The following is a 21,210-nucleotide window of genomic DNA, read 5'->3' on the forward strand; positions in this document are numbered from 1 at the left end:
TTATATCCATCAAATAAAGTTTAAACAACTAAAATTTGGACTTAATATCCCTTTTGTTCAAATATTTTTATCACTTCTAGTATAGAGCGCTCGGAATAGCACATTAGCAAGAAGAAAAGTCTACTAAAAAAGAATCCAAGCTACGTCGTAAACGGACGTGCGTTGGATTCTGCTGAATGATTATCGTTCATCAAGGTATTGATCGAGCAAATTCATATCACGAGGACGAATCGATTTGAAAAACTTTCGAATCTCACTTCTTCTCACAACTTCATATCGTCTCAAATGAATACAAAAATCCATGAGTGTGTGCTGATGAATCAGCGTTTCCTCTCCATCCTGATTGACGATATATAGTTCGGCGTCTTTGATGACTTCTCGAATGTCCGCGTCATCGCTACAGATCAAGCCAGCGCTGATCAATCGCGCGGCCGCAAGACTATGGATTTCTCCCAAATCGCTCGTATGTTTGAGCGGTCTGCCTTCCCTGACTTTCTTTTCGTCCAGTTGTTGAAACGCATGGCGAACTTCCGTCAGATAAACGAGATAGAGGTCATAGAGTTCATCCGTCGCAATCGATGTTTCCGATTCAGGATCGAACAACATCCACTCACCGTCCTGTATAAACGCATCGACCCTTTGTCTGACAGAAGATATCTTCAGTTCATTCAATACCTCTACATGAATCAGAACTTGTCCATACAAACTGTTGATCCAATCAAAGACGTCGGCTTGTTGAAAGCTTGCCGCGTGAATGATGATGTTCGCATCGATGAACACCGGCTCCTTAATCATCGGCAGCGTCCTCTTGTAGACGACTGACTTCATCTTCCTGTAACGCCCGAGCCAAATCAGGACGATAAACAGAGAGTTTATTGGCGGCACTCAAACGTGTCAACCGTCCTTCTTCTACCGCTTTGACGACCACTTGTTCATAGGCTGAAAATGATTCGAAACGTTGGGCTTGATCCAATGGACTCGGGGCAATCCCAAGATGCTTCCGTTCTTCGCGCCAGTCGGATTCCTGTTCACTCAGATCAGAGAATCGGTAATGTAGTTCCCGGAGTCGCCTTACGACTGCGACGTAAGGGACTTGAGCCATATCGGCCAAATAGATGATAGCGGTCTTCGTATCATGATTGTCTTTCAGCTTCTCCCAAATTTCTTTTGTCATACTTTTTGGTAGCATGATTGCAGCGGCAAAACGGTCGGCCGCTCGTTCGTGATCGAATCCATCGATTTGCCACTTGCTCGCTTCAGACAAGTGCCATAACTCGTGGGCTGCGGTAAAGTAACGCATGCGTAATGGTTGGTAAGAGTTCAATGCGATGAACGCTTCTCCAGACATGTGTTTGATGGCGACACCATAATAGGTATCGTCCTCGACATATTGAAAAATGAGGTTCGCGCGTTTGGCTAACACCTGCTCGATGTAAGCGCCAATGAAAACGTGACTGTCAATGACTTGCTCTAAAAAATCTGCCGCGAATGCTTCTGCCGTGTCTTCCGCAATCCGTGCCGATGGCTTCATGGTCGTTCACTCTTGAGACCAACATAATCTTCTATCGCAAATTTCAAACGCTCGAGTTCCATTTTCGCCCGTCGATTTGACAGTGTGCCTCGCAATTCGACCGTCATGCGTTCTTCCTTCATCGAAGCATCCGATGTCAATTCATTGACCGTCAAACCCAGTGCATTCACAAGATCAACGATTCGTTTTGGTTGAATGACGCGACTCTCATTCAACATATGACCAATCAACGCCTTGCTGACCCCGATTTCTTGAGCTAACCAATGTTGCGATTTTCCGTTATCCCTTAGCCATGATTGTATGTTGTTCACAATGATTTTGTTTGCGTTCACGATGACACCCTCCTTTGATTTTATGGTAACCCATTTCAATCATGACTACAAATTTGCAAATTAATTTTGTAGCCTTATTTACCATTGATTTCCCCTCTCTTTATTACGTTGTATAGGAATACATCCTTCAAACAACGAGGGACATCCTCCTATAATGGTTGTTATGCGGTTTTCGCACCTCGCCAACCGTGTCGTTTCGTCAAATCAAACCGGAAGTAGCCTTGAAATGCTGTATCCCATTTGCGCCAAGCCTTATGGATCAAAAGCACGGATTCTCTATAACAACCATTATGCTGTAACCACCTAGGAAACTTGAGACGCGCGCGGGAAAGCAGCCCATCATGCCAGACGCAAACGAACAAATCAAAGAGTGGGAACCGATGATCTTTTACGTCATCCGCCAACTCCATCTCCATCCGAATGAAGTCGACGATGCCGCCCAGACGGCACGGATCGCCCTATGGCGAGCCATCCAAGACGGCAAGACGCTAGGGAAAACGTACTGTTTCATCCGCATCCGTGGGGCGATCTTAAACGAGCGTGCCAAGCAGGCGAAGACGCTCCAGCACGAGGTGACGAGTGAACGACTCCCCGAGCAAATCGATAAGAGCGAGGTGCCGCTGTCCCTTTGGCTAGACGACAAGCGTTCCACTTTACCAAATCGTCATTTCACCTTACTCTGCCATATGCTTCACGGAACTGAAGCCTCACTCGGGTACTCCCCGAGCCGCCTCCGCGCCTACAAGGCCGAACTCCAGCGGATGCTCCGTGAGGACAACGAGTAAGAGGAGAATGAAGATGACCCTACACATGAAAGACGCTGTCGACCAACACGTCCACTACTTACGCATGACCGGAAAATCGGACAACACGGTTAGCCAGGCGACCTATAAGTTCGCCCGTTTCGAAAGAATCATGGGACAGAACCGAACCCTCGATGACTTCAAGACGAGGCAGGACGTCATGCCGTATATCAATGCCCTTCGCTCCGAAGGATGTCAACCGGTGACAATCAACAATTACTTGAGCGCACTCCGTGGTTTGTATGACTGGGCCATCACCGAGCAGCTCGTCACGCACAATCCATTCCATCAACTTCGCGTGAAAGTGACGGAACGGACACCTTCGGACGTCCCTACACCAAGCGACTTACACCGAGTCATCGATGCAATCGACGTCCCGCTGTACCGAACGTTTTTGACGCTCCAGCTGCATACGGGGATGCGCATCAACGAGGTAAGGCAACTGACACTTGATGCCATCGATTTGAATGCGCGTCTCCTGTACATCCACGAATCGAAGACGGGGAAACCGCGCAAGGTCCCACTGAACGATGCGGCTCATGCGATGATGACGACGTACCTCGAGGAAGAGCGCCGATGCATCGATTCACCATATGTCTTCCCGAGTGCCCGCGGCGAGCTCATCTGCAAGACGACGATCAACCGTCACCTGAAACGTGCCGCCGAGGACGTGCTCGGTACATCCGTCACGTCGCACACGCTAAGGCACGCCTTCACGTCACATCTCTATGACAAGGGCGTCAAGGAGACAACGTTGTCCGAACTGCTCGGCCATAGCGAGCCGAAGACGACCCGGCGCTATATCCGTGTGCGCGAGGATCATCTGCGGGATGCTGTGGAAAGACTGACGTTGGAATGAATACAGGAACATAAAAAATCCGGTCCACGAGGGACCGGATTTTTGATCATCTTTTCATCACATATACCTTCAATAGATATCCGATGATTCCAATCAATGCGGCAATCGCAAGATACACGATTGGCACGAGAAGTTGCGGGGCTGTCAAAGATACAACGTAAATAAACATTGCAGTAATAAAGAAAAGTAGTAGGAACAAGCTGACATGTTTCAATGTATTTCCCCCTTCACAATCTGCACGCTTTAGACCGTCCTCACTGAGTCACTTTATCACCTCGATCTAATCGCCGTCTCGGTAGTCTATTTTTTTTGACAGGTCAAATACAGTCCTTATTCGAAATTAAAAATATAGAAAATTAAGGGAATAAATTCACCTCATGGTATACTTTGAAAAAGAAGTAAATCCAATTTTTGAGGTGTATCTATGAAACGAATCTTACTCGTCCTCGTCTTGATCGGCGCGTGGGGATCTGTCACCCCGACCGACTCCGCTCAGGCTGCGACGAACCCGTTCCACATCCGCTCTGTCCCGAACGACATCGTCTATGAGATGAAGAATGGGAAGTTGACGAAAGTGGCGACCTACTCGACGACGAAGCGCTATGCGGCAATCAGTACGTCCGGCTGGTACTATGTCGCCCTGAGCGGTGGAAAGAAGGTGTACATAAAGAAGAGTCAGGCGAAGCTTTTACTAGCCGCCCCCATCACCCGTTCGAACTTGACATCGAGTGGGACGGTACGACTGGCGCACGAATACATGCGACAAATGGCACCGCATGCCCCTTATGAATACGAGCGTCTCAGTGAAGCGAAGGCGATTGATTACGCGAACCGGGCCCTTCGCGGGGATTGGTACGTCCCGTCCACCCCGCATCGTCTGTCGGTCCCAAACATCGACACGTTCGACTGGCACCGGGACATCCCGAGCTCATCAAGCAACTCGTATCCATTCCAGATCCACTATTTGACGGTGTTGAACCAACTGACGCAAGCCTACAATGCGACAGGCGACACCGCATATTTGAAATACGGGATGCGCGTCGTGAAGAGTTGGACGAAAGCCCACCCCGTCGCCTACTACAAACAGTACCGTTGGCCGTATAACGACCACGGCACATCGGTCCGGACGTTCCACTTGTTGAACTTCTGGGACGTGTATAAGTCGTCGTCCCTTTACAAAGACACGGCATTCACGGGTCTCATGCTGCGGACGCTCCATGAGCATGGCACGTTGCTCGCGACATCGAGTTTTTATAAGTATGAACATAACCACGGGGTGTTCCAGGACATGGCGCTCACGGCGATCGCGCAGACGTTCCCGCAGTTCGACCAAAGCGCGAGATGGAAAACCATCGCTGACAGCCGGCTCGACAAACAGATTCGCCACAGCATCACGTCGGACGCCGTCCATCTCGAGCATTCACCAGGCTATCAGGCGTATATGTATCACGTGCTCGACCGCTTCGTCATCTGGGCAGACGACAACCGCTTCACGCTCCCGTCGAGCATGAAACGTGTCGAATATATGCCGAAACAGCTGACGTATATGGTGAAGCCGAACGGGACGCTCCCAATCTTCGGGGACACGTCCGGGGCACGACGCATGACGTCGATCATCCCGCATATCGAGGACTTCCCACAGCTCGCCTACGCGGTCTCGGGAGGGAAGGTAGGGTCACGCCCACCGCTCAAGGTAAAGAAAATCAGCACGCAATATAGCTTCATGCGCGAATATTGGTCCGCCCCACCACGCGCCTTCAATCAGGCGACGCAAGTGATGATGACGGCGGGCTATCACAGCAACGCCCATAAGCACGCCGACGATTTGAGCATCGACTTGTACGGGCTCGGCCGCGACTTCATCATCGAGACGGGTCGCTACGGCTACACGAACCGCCCGGAACGACAACGCGTCTTCGGGGTCGATGCTCACAATACGGTCCATCGGGACGGGTCGAATCTCGACTTGAGCACGTCGATGCGCGAGAAGAGTAAGATCGTCACCGTCAAAAACCTCGGTCCGTCACTCCTCGCGATGGGTGAAAGCAAACTCATCGGCAAAGGGGCGACCCATCGCCGGACGCTCGTCTATGACAAGGCGCAGACGCTCGTCGTCTATGACCGGATCAGCTCCCCGACACAGGAGAAGTTCGTGCAGCGATTCCACCTTGCGGAAGGTCTGAAACTGCTCCAAAGCTCGATGGCGACCCAGAAAGTCGTCTATGGCGACTCGAACGGCCGGACGATCCAACTCATGCAGCTCAATCTAAAAAATTCGTCGATGCGCAACAGCACGAGCTTCGTCGCCGTCGAGGATTACGAGTGGAAGCCGCGTCCACAAGTCATCTCGTATAACACCGGGAAAGACGTGCGCTACCTCACGCTCATCCGACTCGACCAGTCGAAGACGACGATCCGGTCGGCGAGTGTGAAAGTATCCGGTTCGAACTACATCGTGACGTACACGCTGTCGAATAAAGAAATGAAACAGATTAGTGTGCCGATGTAAACAAACAGGTCCTTTACGCCATGTTCGCGTAAAGGACCTGTTTTCATGTTTATGCCGTCTTCCGTCTTGTCGTCCACAGGAACCCGACCCCGATGGCGAGAAGCACCAAGCCGATCAACCAACCATTCGACGATTCGCCACCTAAGAATGGGAGTCGCTCCGTCAATGTCGGTTTCTTGCTGCCGCCTGCACCGAGTGTCGATTCAGAGTCGGCGTCATCGTAACCGCCTCCTCCGGCACCGCCAGGGATTTCTGTCTCTTCAAATTCGAAATACTCTGCTGTGTTTTCTACAGTGATCTGTTGTTCGTTCGCACCACCACGCTCGAATCGGATTGTCCATGTCGCCTCGGTTTCCACGAGCGTGTACGTGCCGAGTCTCAAGTCGGTCACGCGCGCTTCACCCGACGCATCCGTCGTGAGAGTGATCACCTTACCGGTTGAATCGGTCAACGTGAACGTGGCCCCTTCGAGCGGTTCACCCGTCTCACTGTCGACCTTCTTGACGAGGAGTGTCTTGATGCGGTCGTTCTCTACCTTGACCGTCTTCTCGACATCTCCGCGCTCGAACGTGAATGCATACGGTGACTCATCTAAGAAGTACCCCTTCGGTGCCTTCGTCTCGACGAACTGATAGTCGCCTGGAACGAGCCCCTCGACGACAATCTCTCCGTCTTCATTCGTGACGAGGTCCGCTTTCACGACTTCGCTATCACCGTTCAACAGCTTGAACGTCGCACCGGCCAACACATTACCGGTCTCGCTGTCCGTCTTGACGAGTCGCACCGTTTTGTACAGGTCGTTCGTCACATTGACCGCGAGGACTTCATTCGTTCCGCGTGTGAGCGTGAACTCGTGTTTTGTCGTATCTAAGATATAACCTTCTGGTGCCTTCGTCTCGACGAACGCGTAGTCGCCCGGTTCGAGGTCACGGACGAAGATCTCTCCAGACGCATCTGTGACAAGTCCTGCACGGACAACGTCACCCGACGCATCGATCAAGTCAAATGTCGCACTCGGAAGCACGTTTCCTGTCGTGACGTCCGTCTTCGTGAGTCGGACTGACTTTTTCTGTTCATTCGTGACAGTGAGTGTCGTCGGTGCTACTTGACGAGATGCCACGATGAACGTGTGCTCTTTCGAATCGAGCAAGTAACCGTCCGGCGCTTTCGTCTCGACGAACGCATAGCTGCTCGGTGTGAGTCCGCCGACATAAATCTCACCTGTCGCGTCCGTCACGAGTCCGGCGCGGATCGTCGTCCCAAACGAATTGACGAGATTGAACGTCGCCCCCGCTAGACGGTCGCCCGTCTCCGAGTCGACTTTCGTCATCCGGACCGATTTGTATGAATCGTTCGTCGCAATCACTTCTGTGACATCGTTCGTCCCGCGTACGAGCGTGAACGGACGGGCCGTCATGTCGAGCATGTACCCAGACGGTGCGACCGTCTCTTGGAAGTAGTACTCGCCCGGGTTCAATCGGTCGACCAAAATCTCCCCGTTCGCATCCGTCTTCAAGCCCGCCTCGACGAGGACACCGTCCTGTCGATAGAGCGAGAACGTCGCATTGGCGAGACGTGACCCGTTGATTACGTCCGTTTTGATGAGACGGACCGACTTTTGTTGTTCGTTCGTGATGGTGATCTGTTCATCGATGTCTTGCCCGTACTCGACCGTGAACGCATGAGGCGTCTTGTCTAAGATGTAGCCGGTCGGTGCGGTCTTCTCGATGAACGTGTACGTGCCGATGTCTAGGCGGTCGACGACGACCGTCCCGTCTGCTCCCGTCGTCACGTTGTCACGGACGACTTCGTTCTTGTCGTTATATAACGTGAAGACGGCGCCTTGAAGCGTGGCGTTCGTGTCTTTATCCACTTTCGTCAACTTCACACGCTTCATCGTCTCGTTTTTGACGTTGTCCTTTTGAACGGCGTCACTCTCGAGCGTCACCGTGAACGTATACGCCTTTTCAGGTAACACGTATCCGTCCGGCGCCTTCGTCTCGACGAGCTGGTACGTGCCGAGGTCGAGGTCCTCAATCAATAGGACACCGAACGCATCGGCCGCGAGCCCCGTGCGGAGCGTGGTTCCGTTCGTGTCTTTCAAGTCAAAGACGGCACCTGGGAGCGCCAAGCCCGTCTTCCAGTCGACTTTCGTCACTTCGATTGACTTGAACGGCTGGTTCTGTACACCGACTGTCGTTGTCGTCAATTGGTCTTTCACGATGGAGAAGCCATGCTTCTTCGCATCGAGGAGATGATCCGTCGGCGCCTTCGTCTCAACGAAGGCATACATGCCCGGCTCGAGGCCTTTCACGGTGATTTTGCCGTCCTTGTCCGTCACGAGTCCTTGGCGGACGATGTTGTCCGAAGCGTCATATAACGTGAACTCTGCTCCTTCGAGTACCTTGCCGGAAGTCGACGTCTTCGTCAATTCGACGTCTTGACGAATCGTGTCGTTTTTGACGGTCGTCGCCTCGTTCACATCGTCAATCGTGATGTTGCGGGATGCCGTCGCGATCAAGTAACCGTCCGGCGCTTTCGTCTCGACTAGACGATAGTCCCCGTAAAGGAGACGACCGAACGTCAAGGTCCCATCGGTTCCTGTCGTGCCGCGACGGACGGTACGGCCACTACCGGTGTCAACCAAGTCGAACGAGGCCCCACTTAAGTTCTTCTCGCTCAACTCATCCGTCTTCGTAATCGTCAATTCACCGAGCTCTCCACTCGCCGTCCCCATTCCGGACGTGCGGGCGACTCGGACCTTCGATTGTTTCGTCGTCGTGTTCTCGGATACCTTATCCGCCGTCACATAGACGTCGTTCGTGATGTCCGTTCCGACCGCGGCCAAGATATATGAGTCATACTCTAAGATGTACGGGCGATTAATCGGGTCGTTGAACGATAGTTCGAACTCGCCCATCTCTTGGATTGCTCTGACCGTGTACGCATCCGTCGACAGCTTCCCTGCCTTCGTCACCTTGCCGTTCGGGGCGACCGTCGTCTCATAGACGCTTAATGAATCGAGCAGGACGTCCTGATTGTTCGATGGGACGTCACGAATGACAACGTTTTGTAGCGATGATTGTCCGAAGTTGATGTCGATCGTCCAGGCGATGAGCTTTCCTTGTTGGACGCCTCGTTTCTCGTTATATTCGCCACCGTGACGAATCGTCACCGTCGCCGGCAAATTGCCGAGCTCGGTCTCTCCGTCTGTGACGATGGCCGTGTTTTTATAGGACGGTGCGATTTTCGTATCGTCGATGTTCGTGTCATATGTGATGACGTACGCGCCATCCGTCGGCTCGTTGAACGTCAACACGAAGCCTGTGTCGCTCCACACGACGTTATACGCGGACGCCGGGATCGGGGTCGCATCGACCGAGTAGGCGTTCGCCCCACTTCCGCGTGTCATCTTCGCGACAGTGAAGGAATCCTTGTCCGGTACTTGCGTCCCTTCCCACGTGTCGGTGACGGTCAGGTTCGTCGTCGCATACTCGTGGTAGTTGATCCCGATTTTCCAAGTGATGTCCTTCGTGACGGCGTTATACGTGCCCCCTTTGAATCCGTTGTTGCGCGTGTTCGAGGCCGGATCGACAGAGTCCTTCGTCGTCACCGTGCGCGCTTCCGCTAATTCGTTATCCCAATTGACGGTCGCCTCGTTGACGAAGCTCGTATTGTTCGCGTCCAGACGCTCGCGATAATCGAATGCTGTTTGATATGTGATCAGGTGTCGTTCCGTCAATTGCGTGTTGAAGTTGATCGTGAAGCCGTTCACGTCAGGCGTGACCGTATAGTCCGTGCCTTTCGTCAACCCGCTGATTGAAAGCGAGTCCTCGATGAACATCAAGCCCTCGTTCGGGAACGTATCCGTGATGACGCCATCGTTCATCACGCGTTTATCCCGGTTCAACTCGAGCGTCCACTCGATTGTTTCAGCCGCATAGTTTGGTGCCTTGTGCGTCTTTCGTAAGACAGCTTGCCCGATCGACTGGGTCGCCGACTTCTTCCAGCCGTTCACTTCAATCGTGTTCGTCACACTGCCTGAGGAGACGATACGGTTTTTCGCTTGTGTTTCATACACGAGTTGATACGCTGTCCCGTTCTTCGGCAGGTCGAACGTGAATCCTTCGAGCCCTGTGTCCGTGATTTTGCTTGTCGTCACAGGAACCTCAACTCGATTCGCGATGTTCCCGTTGGCATCGAGTGTCACTTCAAATAACGTGAGCCCATCTAGTTCATGCGTGTCGGTGAACAAATCCTTCACCGTGAGCGAACTCAAATTCCGTTGCCGGAAGTTGATGTCCGACACCCATTCAATCGTCTGGGTGACATCATCATAATTCGGCGTCCGTTTCTCGAGCTCCGTCCCACGTCCGACAGCGACCGTCGCCGAGGCCGTCGCCTTATCGAACGACGTCCCTTCGAGGTTCGTGACATTGTTGAACGTCGCCACCTCTTCATCGAGGATATCCGTTATAAAGGTGAGGCGATAAGCGTTTTGGATCGTCCCGAAGTCGATGGCGAGACCATCCGTGGTGTCGACGGTGAGACCCGTCACCGCCTCTTCGCGGAGAACGCTCCCGTCCATCGCCATGACGAGTCGCGTCACCGTCATGCTGTCGGCGCGATACGCCAGACCTGCAGGGATCACGTCCGTCCAGCGGGCATCCTCGATCTGCTTCAGCCCTTTGTTCAACTCGACCGTCCATTCGATCGAGCTCGGGTTGTACGGTCGGTCGGCGACACCGGCTTTCGTGATGTCTTTCCCTGGCGTCTTCAATCCGACCGGTAACGTTTGCGAGAGCTGGTTTTCGATTGGGGTGATCGTGACCGTCCGCTCTTCTGAGATTTCGGTCGTCTCTTTCACTTGCGTCAGAGCTTGAATCGTCCCTTCGATGTTTGAGTATTTGTAAACATTGTCGTTGAATGTCATCGTCGCTGTCCCGTCAAGGGCGAGCGAGTATGTTCCCATCGACTGACCGTTAAAGTTGAGCGGTGCGTTCGTGACCGCGTCATACACTTTCAACTCACTCGGCATTTGGAACGTGAACGTCGACCCGTCCGTATAACTGTGCCCGTTCGAGATCGACCAGTTGTAGTTGATCTCGACGATCGAATCGGGCGTGACCGTACTCACCTCAACGTTTTCCGTTGTCGTCGTCCGAATCGTGTACGATTTCAAAATATTTTCGGTGATCGTCATGACCGGGTTGTCCGGTGGCTGCGGGTCCGTGATGACCGGGTCCCCTTCCGCATACGCCATTCGCGAGACAGCGAACGGCTGCATGACGAGCAATATGGTCAAGACCATGGATAACCATCGTTTCATGTGCGTTTCCTCCTGCGTCTTTGTTTGCAGACATCACAAACGTGGAACAAGGAGATTCGCCTCAAAGAACATACCAAAAAAAGGTCGCCTTCTCGGAAGAGACCTTGGTCGTCATTCAGTCATAGAGTGTGGCACGATAGTCAGAGGTGCTACGATACGTCGTCGTCCGTCGCTCGGTCACTTCACGCGTCACATCGATGACACGCCACTTGCCACTCACGAATACTTCGTTCCACGCATGATAGCCGTCGACGCCTTTCGCCGTCCCCATCACGAGACGGGTCGGGATGCCTTGGGCACGAAGGAGCGCTGCGTTTAGTGACGCGAAGTCATAGCAGATCCCCCGTTTCGTCCGAATCGTGTCGGCGTTATTCGGCAGATAAGTCGATGAGAGCTTCATGAGCTTGTTGTCGTCATAGTCAACGAGTCGGTTGACGTGACGGCTCGTCACGAGCGTTTGTATCGAAGTGGAGTAAGATGAACGTGACAACGACGAGGCGAGACGCGATGTCGCAGAATCAATGGAAACATGTTGGGTGGAATGAAGATACGGTGCCGTCGAATGGACGAGGCGGACCGTTTTCTGAAGGCGGTAGAAGCGTTTATAGCGTTTCCCGTCCGATGACTAGTAAAGCGTGAATGAATAGTCCCCATTCCCATAGTTGACGTTGAAATGATTCTTCCCTCTATAGACATCGTAAGTACGGACCTGCTTGCCTTGTCGCACCTCGAACTTGAACGATCCTTTGTCCTTATTTGAGATGTACACGTCGACTTTCCCCGTCCGTGTATCGACACGCGCGCTCGTCGCATCTGCGACGGCAGGTCGCACCACAATCAGTGCGAACAACAATACCAACATCCCTGCGAAGAATTTCTTCACGAGACAAACCTCCTTTGGAAACTGGCTGCCATTTTACAGGCCCTATAGCTTTGCGTCACTCGCTTTCGCGTAGTTTTGCCATTATCAGTGAAGTCTTACCCTTTAACCTTAGCATAAGGGGTATCATGACGATGTCCGACTTTTAAATATTATGGGAATGAATGTGCTGAAATGAACGCGTAAAAACCCTCAACGTAAGTGACGTAAGAGGATCTAGCGGAATCTGTCAAGAACAGTCAAATAGACAATAATCTTTCATTATTTTGAGCGGAATGACAATTGCTCAGTGAATGGGAAACGACGATGGATTCGTTGTTTCACAACTCGTGACAGTGTGACAAACGAATTTAAGATAAAACCGAGGGTCGGAAGCGCCAGTAACAATAAGACGTAAAAAAGAACATCGTTCAATGGACACAGCTCCTTCGTAATAGATGAGTAGAATGATTAAAAGTTCCAAATCCTTCACTTGAATTGTGTGGAAACAGAACATTGTATTATGGATTGGAATTCAATTAATACCTATATATAACATTAGTGTAACGTTATTGTAACAAACATTCTGTTTGTTTTTAATAAAAAAGGGGAATTAATTGTGTTGGCTATAGGTCTTTCGTTCGACAGGAAGTGACAAAATGATCAGACACATAAAAGACGAACCCGTTTGAGTTCGACTAACGATTGGGCGTTTAGTTGTTTGATTGTCGTTTTTTTGAGACTGAACACCGTAACCACGAAACTTTTAAGCTCCACTACCATCGTTGCTTTGGATCCAATATCAATTCTCACGAATGCAACGCACAAAGATAAACCCAATTCAGCCACTCTTGATGGTTTGGGACCTACCACATCGATTGCATATATCATAGAATTCATCTGAATTGATATTTCGATCCCTTAGACTTTTCTCCCCCCTCTTAATTCGTAGTTCAAATATCAAAAGAAAAGAACCGCCATCGGCGATTCCATTCCTTCAATTCATTCTCTTCTCAACCCGCTTCATCTGCTCCACATCTTCTCGCTCCATCGTATGTTTACAGAGCGGGAAGTTCAAACATCCATAAAACTTCCCGTTCTTCCCGTTCCGTAGCACAAGATATCCCCTACATGATGGACAGACAATCGGATTATGAATAATACTTGGATGATTCGCCGTGTAGTCACAGCCCGGGTAGTGACTGCAACCGACAAACGTCGACTTTCGATTTGCCCGTTCCCGAATGACCAAGTGACCATCCAAACAGCGAGGGCATTTCGGATTATCCCGTATGCTTTTGCCCTCCTCGATTCCCATTTCATACGGGACTTGCTGTTCTTTGATCAACTCTTTGACAAAGGTCGACATGCGGTCATCCGGCGTCAGCACATACGTCGTATGTTTCGTCCGTGTCAACGCCACATAGAACAGACGACGTTCTTCTCCAAACTCCAATTCTTCTTGTTTCTGAAGGACGAATGACAATAGCGGGTCATCCATAATCTTATTCGGGAAGCCATTCTTACTGTTTGCCGTATTGATCAAGATAACGTTCTCTGCTTCGAGCCCCTTTGAACGGTGAGCCGTCAAAAAGGAGATTCGAAGATTCGGATGCGTCCGGTCTATCACTTGCACTTCATCTTTCATGTGCTTCACTCGAAATGAAGCGCTCCCCTCAATTGACTTGATGTCAAAGTTGTTCCGTCCGACGAGTAGTACGTCCGACTCCGGACCATGTGATTGAACGATTTGATCAAGCGCTCTACGTAAGGCGACTTCAAAGTCGTTCTTCCCCTTGATCCCCATCACGCGAACAGGTGTGGTCAGTCGTTTTCCCGAAGAGAGGTTCTTTCGGATTTGACGCTTGTTCTTCATCACGAATCGACCAGCGATATCGATTAATTGTTGTGAGTTGCGGTACGTGTTCTCAATTTTTAATAGAGCACTCTTCCCGAAATAACGTTCAAAATCTGTGAACAGACTCAAATCAGACCCCGCAAACCGATAAATGGACTGCCAGTCATCTCCCACGCATAGGATGGTCGCCGTCGTCTTCTTCCGTATCGCTTTAATCAGACGATAGCGACTGACGGAGACATCCTGGTACTCATCGATGATGATATATTTGTACGGCAAATGGACGGCATCGGACGAAACAATCGAGGTCGCTTCGTTGATCATGTCATTGAAGTCGATTTTGTTTGCTCGTCGTAGATGCTCCTCATACATCTGGTACATCGGTTTGACGAGACGAAAAAAGAGGAGTGCTCGTTGGTAATGAAACAAATCCTTCTTGTTCAAACTCTGTGCGAAGACATCAAATTGAGACTCCATATAATGGTTCGATTTAAACAATTGAAGAAAGCTTGACACAAAATCGACGAAGTCGTTAAAATGACTCTTTTGTTTCGTACGATATAACTTTTCGAATACTACTTTCGGGTCCACTTCCCGGAAGACAACACCTTGCTTCAATAACTTCAACCGTAGTTGATCTAACAAATTCCCTTCTTGCCGGTAATATGAATACGTCTCCATCAGCTTCGTTCCGTGTTCACGATGCAGCTGTCGTTTCCACTCCATTCCGTCGAGATACTTCTGTTCCTCGATTGGACTGAGCCACGGGGCACGATTGTCCCGGTTGATTCCGAAGTGTTCTAAGTACAAATCGTATTCTGGCAGATAAAAGTCCGGTTGATACTGACGATGATACCGAGTCGCTGTCTGATAAGGGTAGTTCTTCTCATATTCATATTCGATGCCGTTCAAGAATAAGAAGTTCGCAATCATGACCTCTTCGAGACTCTTGACCTTCTCTTCTTGAATCGTGATCTTCTGTCTTTGTTGTGTGGCAATCATCTCAGCAGCTGAGAGGGATTTCCATACTTTACTGCGTAACGGTTCTAAATCCACATGCTTATTGTAGTCGTGATATTCCCCGGCCGTATCAAACTCTTCAATCCCTTTTGGAATGTAGAAATAGTACCCGAAGAAGTCGATCAGCTCTTTCATACGATGCGGATGTTCATAGAACTGATGCATACAATAATCACGGATAACTTTTTTCAATTCGTCCTCGACTTGCGGTTTTTGTTTTCGACCTTCGGCAATGATCCCCATCCCAAGACCATGGAACGTCTTAACCTCCACAGGGATATAAAGCCGTTCGCAGATTCGCTCCTTCATCTCTTCGGCTGACTTCTTAGTGAACGAAATTAACAAGATTTCATGAGGCTGTACTTGTTTTCGTTCAACCAAGTATTTCACTTTCGCAGCAATCGTCAACGTCTTCCCAGACCCGGCACCTGCGACGACGAGGTTCGCATCCTCATTGACAATGACCGCACGTCGTTGTTGGGCATCGAGCGACTTCTCGTCAATTGAGTCAAAGAAAGATTGGGTACGCTTCAACTCTTCGGTCACATATGTTTCATTCCAGTCTTCCACCTGTCGATCAAGGCCACGATAAAGGTGTATGAACGAAGTCGCTTCCGGAACAGAATCGTCTTTAAAGAAGTCGTATACGCCTCGATAATCGCCGAGAAGTCGTTTCCGTAATGAGTTACCGATATAATGACATCGCGCCGCTTCGACGTCGCGATGAAAAGACGCCATCTGCTCATAATATGTAAGGAGTCGTTGATTGATTCGTTCGACTCGTTCATCGAGTTCTCGCCAAACATTCAACAACTCACCTGATACATGAACGTATGCAGTGTTCAGTGAAACGACTGAAGATGGGAGCGAACCGTCCTCATGTTTCAATTTGGTTTGTGTTGTCTCATCTAGTAGGAACCCTCGTTCACTCAGTTCATAAACATGATGAAAGCGTCCTTTCTCCTGCATCACTTCTTCTAGAGAAATGAGCGACTTGGAAACTTCCCATGCCACCATCTGCTCCTTCAAATTGTCCAAGCCGATTTGTAAAACATTCACGTCATGTTTTAAATGCGGTAAGACACGTCGTATCATAAAGAATCGTTGTATCGAATGGATCCATCCCATATCATCACCATACCATTTACAATATTTTCAATACCCTTTTAGTTTATCAAAAAACTTGTTAAGAAGAGCTTAAATCCTTTTAATGATTTACAAAAAGAAACTGAGCCTAGGTAGACTCAGTTTCCTAATGTTCTATCAATCTTTAATAGTGTAATTATTTAAAGAGTTCTAATCGAATCAGAGTAGCGAGTTTTATAATTCATCTCTCTCCGTCCTGTTTTAAGCGTAGGAGATACATGCCAAGTGAATTGTAATCACCTATGACTGCGAGTTGCATATCTGTTTTCAGAATCTCATCTGCAGCAAGCAGGTTCGCAAAATTTAAATTCCCGTATACTTCATTCGGATACATAGTAGGATATGCTTCTTCGATAGCTTTTGAGACTTTCGATGTAAGTAGATCACCTTTTACAAATAATATATTATTCTTTAAGTCTATCATGACCCCGCCATCCTCAACTGGGATATATCCTACGGTTTCTTCTGAAATAGCGTCTGTTTTCTCAACAATCAACATACGACTGTTGAATTTAGAGTTAAAGACTGCCTGATATGCTTCGGTAATCAACACATCCTCGCGCACATATTGGAATGGAGTCAGTTTCATTTTAGGTTCAGAAGAATTGAAGAGTGGTGAATCGAGTAATTCTTGAACAGTAGAACCTTCTTCAAACATAATGTGATACGAGTTTAGCATACCAAACTCAAATTTCGAACTTGTGATGTAATCATATTGTGGAAAATGTTGACCTTCCTTTGCATACTCGTATGTGATTGCTTCATCTCCATGTGGAATATGCAAAATAATCGTCTTGGACAGATGTTTATAATTTGTTTGGAACGTGTATGTTATCACGACATGTCGAACCTCGCCGTTTTTGTCGGGACGGTCAGGAATCATATATTTGTTGCCTTGAATATCCTCTGACGAAATGTAGAAGTAAATTCCTTCAGGCTCAGTAGGTAGAGAAATATACGCACCAATCTCATTCTCAGCGTTTTGAATGATTGGAACGAACGTCTTCATAGCGTCTTCTAAAGCTTGTGGAGTAGGTAATTGTTTCTGGAACTCATTATTCATATTCCAGTAGGCCAGTGCTAAACGTTTATACTCAAACGAATCGTCTTTTTCTCCTACCTCGTCACTATTTAGTGACATTAATAGCGTGTTCACACTCTGAAACTTTTCGAAAATATTCTCCACAACATCATCTTTAGATAAATCATCATTTAACAAAATTTCAATTTCTCTTAACAATTGTCGAATATCTTTTTGAATCGCAAGTTCATTTTGCGAGAGAACGATAGGATTGAATTTCACTGGCACATGGTTAATGACTACATCTTCTGGTTTGACGACTTGAACCATCACATCGTCAGCCGCTGAAATGGTCTCGATTTTGGATTGCGGACCGAACGTGAGAAATGCTTGTTTCAATACATTCACCTCGTCAAATTCTCCTTCGAGATTTACGGAAGCCGATGTATCAATTGTTATTACTTTTACCAATTCAGCCTGACGGTTAATAATCCGTGCTCCATTCGTATCTTCTAACCGAAGCTCAGCTAAATATCCACTGTTGTCAAACGTACTTTCTGCTACATCTTTAATCAAAACTGTACCTGTCACGTTCGCTTTGTTAATCACTGTCGCATTTGGAGTGTTGACGGTCAAATCACCTTCAATCGTCCCAGCTCCAATCGTAACCGTACCGGCTTCATTATGGTTGATCCCCACATTGCCAGTCACCTTGAATCCGTTTAATGCTAAATCGACCTTACGTGTGAGTGAAAGATTACCTACAATATCGTTCAACAAACGAATTCGCTGTACAGTAGTATCTTGGAGCGCATCGTTTAATTGAGTGAGTGTTGCGACCGAAGTCGTTTTCACTACGCTATTCCTGCCTTATACCACATAACGGCTTTCGAGTCAGGCCTACACCGCACGTGCGCCTTTCAGCGCATACGGCGTGCCGTCAGTCCTTGCTTATTTACCCGTTATTAGTATACATAAATTAGCAATACCCATTTTACATTTTATAGAAAAAAGAGAATGATTTTCTCAAATTCTAGGACTTATCTTGATTGTAGATTTTCAAATCCGTTATCACTTGTCTGTTCCTGAATACGCAAAAACGACTCTAGCAAGAGCTAGAGTCGCATAAAGAAATTAAATTTGTGATGAAGTGAGATACTGATCGAACTCTTCTAAGAATTTCGTCAAACTATCCACGTTGATCGTGTAAGTATTATCCGAAGGAGACACTTGACCATTTAGATCAGCAAACTCATTCAATTTAGCCAATGCCGCTTCATTTCCAGCACCAATGACCTTGTCCAACACTGCTACATTCGCTGTGATGACAGACGACGACGTACCATCAAATGTCACGACTGCCTGATAAGCTGCTTTCATTGTTTCGACATCGGTTGAAGTAACGTCAGATTTTAACTTAGTTGAGAACGTAACTTTTGCCGTTTCATAAGCGAGACCTGCGTTGAACGTATGACGTACAACTGATTCAGCTTGATACCCCGCACCTTTGCGCTCGAGTACAAAGTTAGCTACAGATTGTTTCTTACCTGTATCGAGACTCGCATAAGAATCTGCTGAAACATTGATTCCTAAACCCGTTGCGTTTGTTTCTAACGCACTGACCATCTCCGATTTCGTTGCTGCTGCATTAATAGCTTGGATTGCTGCGCTATTCCCATCTTATATCGAGTCAAAAGACTCAAATTTCGATTTGGACCTACACCGCACGTGCGCCTTTCAGCGCATACGGCGTGCCGTCAGTCCTTGCTTATTTCCCCATATTCACTATAACAAATAAAGGGTATTAATCCATTTTTAAACATATAAAAACCGGTATCAGCAATATTGCTGATACCGATTAAAGATAGGTTACTCATTCCGCCGATTGTACAGGTGGCATCGCTTTAAAGAAAGCTTGAGCCATTTGGTTCCATGACGTATAGTCTTTACCTTCGTTAAATACTGTTATCAAAATCTCATTTTCGGTATTAGGATCTTGGATTTTTTTAAAATCAGCAATCGCTTGTTTCAAACCAATTACAACGTCTTTAGAATTATTGTTTCCACTGACTAATGGAAGAATCTCTTGGTTTTTTTCATAGGCAATTGCAACTTTACCGATGAAGTCATTAACATTAAGATCCTCTACCTTTTCTGCACTGTTCACAGAGACCAAAGCATCTTGAGTAGCAGTACGGTTTTCGACAGCTGCATTGAACAACTCTTTGAAACGAGCAATTGTCCAAGGTTCTTCTTCATTACGGTTCGCAAGGATGTCTGTGATGACTGCCATTTGGCGATCACCCTGACCTTTATCACCAAGCACATCTGAATTATACAATTTGTCATAAGACGTCAAATCTAATTGTAATGCCTGAGCAGATGTTTCAATCACTTCTTTTAATTCATCTTTATCAGATGTTGAATTGATTTTCTCCATTGCTTCTGTATCAACCACAGCTTTACCTTCACCAGTAGTAGTTTCTACAGTCCCACCAGAAACTGATGCTTGAACGTTTGCATCCGTGTTTAAATCATTGATTACCGAACCGTTAGCCAAGTTCAATTGTGTATTTTGTTTCACAGTAACTTTTGTGAATCCACCTTGGAGGTTCACAGGTTGCACAGTGTCAATCACAAGGTTTTGAATCTGGCTGTTTTGACCGTTGATGAAACGTGGCGTTCCTGTTGCATCCTGAATAATAACGATGTTGAGGAGACCGTTGTTTGTAAACGTGTTGTCTGCTACATCAGTAATCGTAGTTGTACCGTTTACAGTTGCTGAGTTGGTAAAGCTCACGCTTGGCGTATCTACAGTAAGATTACCAGTAATTGTGCCTTTTGAAAGAGTGATCGTTCCGCTTTCCTCTGTATCAAACGAAACGTTGCCTGTGATTGTCCGCCCATTCAAGTCAATGTCCACTTTACGCGTAACATTTAAATTACCTTGAATGTTATTATTAATCACAATTTTTTTAACTGCTGAATTAGAGACAGCAGCATTAAATGTTTCTAACGAAGATACATATACTACGCTATTCCCGTCTTATACCGAGTCAATAGACTCAGATTTCGGTTCGGGCCTACACCATACGTGCGCCTTTCAGCGCATACGGCGTGCCGTCAATCATAGTTTAAATTGCTTATTTCCCCTAAATCTAATCTACCAATATTTTCTTATAGATACAAGTCCTAATTTATGTATTTTATTGGTATTTTAATTTCCCTTTAATTCTAAAATTTTAACCACAATAAAACCACCTCTCTCCAATTTGGAAAGAGGTGGTCTAAGAGATCATCAGAGTGACTACTAATTTGTGTCGTCATCAATCAGTTTTCTCATTTTTGGGGAAATAAGCAACTGTTTCTGACTGACTAGGTTCCTTCGCTCCCACCAGTTTTACCCTCCCTATGTGTTACCACATAAGTACAAACGGCTAGTGATCGACGCTACTATGAACCTGCTGCCATCTTTACGACGTCACGGGTGCTGATTCACCTCGTTCGTAAAGACTTCAAACGTTCCATCATGTTTATCCCTATTTTTAGTAACCGTAGACCTCCACTATTCAGATATGAGCAAGAAAGCGATTAACAGTCAATTCGCACTTTCCTCAACCCGACATTGCATTCGGGAGAATCATCTTCGAACTCCTAGCGATTCGCGAAGACGATCGATTCATTCTGCCTACATGGATTCGTTGACCTGATCATAGTTACTTTTTAAAGAGTCCCGCCTCGACTGCTTCGAGTACGACTTCACCTGACTTAGCCCCTCACACGTATCAGCGTGTGATTGGACCCAGGAGGATTAGACACTCATCGTTGACTGTTGGATGAGGAATGGAATCACACCATTCAATTCAACATGATAGTTAGGAATACTCCCGTCCGGATCCTCGAGGTCAGATAGACCTCGAGTTAGCGGACAACGTTTCGTTTA

Annotated in this window: 15 protein-coding genes and 1 riboswitch; of the genes, 3 read left to right on the top strand and 12 right to left on the bottom strand. The window is 47.9% G+C overall.

Features of this window, described 5'->3' with window-relative positions; translation table 11 throughout:
* Positions 1-180: 180 nt before the first annotated feature.
* Genes KNO76_RS02270 through KNO76_RS14130 form a run of 3 tightly spaced genes read right to left on the bottom strand, consistent with a single transcriptional unit; the run spans position 181 to position 1,863 of the window.
* The gene (locus KNO76_RS02270; RefSeq protein WP_214703303.1) at positions 181-795 is read right to left on the bottom strand and encodes a hypothetical protein; all 615 of its coding nucleotides are present in this window, start codon (positions 793-795) and stop codon (positions 181-183) included.
* Positions 788-1,531, bottom strand: coding sequence for an ImmA/IrrE family metallo-endopeptidase (locus tag KNO76_RS02275; protein ID WP_214882069.1), 744 nt, complete (start codon positions 1,529-1,531; stop codon positions 788-790). Before KNO76_RS02275 ends, KNO76_RS02270 begins: the two co-directional genes overlap by 8 nt.
* Positions 1,528-1,863, bottom strand: a complete 336-nt coding sequence (locus tag KNO76_RS14130) for a helix-turn-helix domain-containing protein (protein ID WP_214882071.1) — start codon at positions 1,861-1,863, stop codon at positions 1,528-1,530. The genes KNO76_RS02275 and KNO76_RS14130 overlap by 4 nt, the downstream gene beginning before the upstream one ends.
* A 341-nt stretch (positions 1,864-2,204) precedes the next feature.
* On the opposite strand from KNO76_RS14130, the gene KNO76_RS02285 reads away from it, so the two are divergent.
* Together KNO76_RS02285 and KNO76_RS02290 are read left to right on the top strand one after the other, a co-directional pair.
* Complete coding sequence (locus tag KNO76_RS02285) at positions 2,205-2,648, top strand: sigma factor (RefSeq protein ID WP_026825271.1); 444 nt, start codon at positions 2,205-2,207, stop codon at positions 2,646-2,648.
* A gap of 13 nt (positions 2,649-2,661) precedes the next feature.
* Complete coding sequence (locus KNO76_RS02290) at positions 2,662-3,525, top strand: tyrosine-type recombinase/integrase (RefSeq protein ID WP_214882074.1); 864 nt, start codon at positions 2,662-2,664, stop codon at positions 3,523-3,525.
* Between the two features lie 46 nt (positions 3,526-3,571).
* Here KNO76_RS02290 and KNO76_RS02295 read toward each other — a convergent pair whose 3' ends face one another.
* The gene (locus tag KNO76_RS02295; protein ID WP_214774674.1) at positions 3,572-3,739 is read right to left on the bottom strand and encodes a hypothetical protein; all 168 of its coding nucleotides are present in this window, start codon (positions 3,737-3,739) and stop codon (positions 3,572-3,574) included.
* 210 nt (positions 3,740-3,949) lie between these two features.
* Here KNO76_RS02295 and KNO76_RS02300 point away from each other — a divergent pair, with 210 nt between their 5' ends.
* Positions 3,950-6,034 carry a heparinase II/III domain-containing protein gene (locus KNO76_RS02300; RefSeq protein ID WP_214882076.1) on the top strand — a complete coding sequence of 695 codons (2,085 nt, stop codon included), beginning with the start codon at positions 3,950-3,952 and terminating at the stop codon, positions 6,032-6,034.
* A 49-nt stretch (positions 6,035-6,083) separates the two neighbouring features.
* Here KNO76_RS02300 and KNO76_RS02305 read toward each other — a convergent pair whose 3' ends face one another.
* From KNO76_RS02305 to KNO76_RS02335, 8 genes are all read right to left on the bottom strand, one after another.
* The gene (locus KNO76_RS02305; protein ID WP_214882079.1) at positions 6,084-11,363 is read right to left on the bottom strand and encodes a SpaA isopeptide-forming pilin-related protein; all 5,280 of its coding nucleotides are present in this window, start codon (positions 11,361-11,363) and stop codon (positions 6,084-6,086) included.
* A gap of 115 nt (positions 11,364-11,478) precedes the next feature.
* The gene (locus KNO76_RS13965; protein WP_353047865.1) at positions 11,479-11,886 is read right to left on the bottom strand and encodes a transglutaminase-like domain-containing protein; all 408 of its coding nucleotides are present in this window, start codon (positions 11,884-11,886) and stop codon (positions 11,479-11,481) included.
* A 102-nt stretch (positions 11,887-11,988) separates the two neighbouring features.
* A complete protein-coding gene (locus tag KNO76_RS13970) occupies positions 11,989-12,246 on the bottom strand; it encodes a hypothetical protein (protein WP_251127849.1) in 258 nt (85 codons plus the stop codon).
* Positions 12,247-12,259: 13 nt separating this feature from the next.
* A riboswitch (cyclic di-GMP riboswitch) is annotated at positions 12,260-12,336 on the bottom strand.
* A 168-nt stretch (positions 12,337-12,504) separates the two neighbouring features.
* Positions 12,505-12,657, bottom strand: a complete 153-nt coding sequence (locus KNO76_RS02315) for a hypothetical protein (protein ID WP_214882082.1) — start codon at positions 12,655-12,657, stop codon at positions 12,505-12,507.
* A 562-nt stretch (positions 12,658-13,219) separates the two neighbouring features.
* Complete coding sequence (locus KNO76_RS02320) at positions 13,220-16,228, bottom strand: UvrD-helicase domain-containing protein (protein WP_214882085.1); 3,009 nt, start codon at positions 16,226-16,228, stop codon at positions 13,220-13,222.
* A 199-nt stretch (positions 16,229-16,427) separates the two neighbouring features.
* A complete protein-coding gene (locus KNO76_RS02325; RefSeq protein ID WP_214882088.1) occupies positions 16,428-18,122 on the bottom strand; it encodes a hypothetical protein in 1,695 nt (564 codons plus the stop codon).
* Between the two features lie 279 nt (positions 18,123-18,401).
* Positions 18,402-18,893, bottom strand: a complete 492-nt coding sequence (locus KNO76_RS02330; RefSeq protein ID WP_214882091.1) for a hypothetical protein — start codon at positions 18,891-18,893, stop codon at positions 18,402-18,404.
* A 247-nt stretch (positions 18,894-19,140) separates the two neighbouring features.
* Positions 19,141-20,235 (bottom strand): hypothetical protein, encoded by a 1,095-nt coding sequence (locus KNO76_RS02335; RefSeq protein WP_214882105.1) that lies wholly within the window; start codon positions 20,233-20,235, stop codon positions 19,141-19,143.
* Positions 20,236-21,210 lie beyond the last annotated feature (975 nt).

It is taken from the genome of Exiguobacterium sp. s101, from assembly GCF_018617835.1.
GTDB classification, from domain to species: Bacteria; Bacillota; Bacilli; order Exiguobacteriales; family Exiguobacteriaceae; genus Exiguobacterium; species Exiguobacterium marinum.